This window comes from Aquibium pacificum, from assembly GCF_040839445.1.
Taxonomy (GTDB): Bacteria; Pseudomonadota; Alphaproteobacteria; order Rhizobiales; family Rhizobiaceae; genus Aquibium; species Aquibium pacificus.
The window spans coordinates 1-282 of sequence record NZ_JBDPGJ010000054.1 but is presented as its reverse complement, the minus strand read 5'-3'; the positions used below and the strand labels follow the sequence as shown (position 1 = coordinate 282).

General features: G+C 64.5%; 1 pseudogene. It reads right to left on the bottom strand.

Annotation, left to right across the window (positions count from 1 at the left end):
- Positions 1-209: pseudogene (locus ABGN05_RS30130) on the bottom strand (GNAT family N-acetyltransferase); the annotation flags it as partial.
- Positions 210-282: the final 73 nt, after the last annotated feature.

The window sequence follows — 282 nt, the reverse complement described above, 5'->3', positions numbered from 1 at the left end:
ACCACCAGCAGGTCGACGTGCAGCCAGCCGTACGCCGTGCTGCCCCACAAGCCCCCCACCACCGCGCCCTCGCCGTCGGTCACGACCACGGCCAGCGCACGGGCGTCGTTCGCACCGGCCTGGCTTTCGTTGAACCGGATGAGCGGCGCGACGATCTGCTTGCGCACGTTCGCATCGCCCGCATCCGTCACCTCATATGTGAACGTCATCGGTTGAATCCGCTTGAATCGAAAAGAATGCAGGGTTGAAGCCGCACGAACCGCGTCAAACGACGTAAGCGCC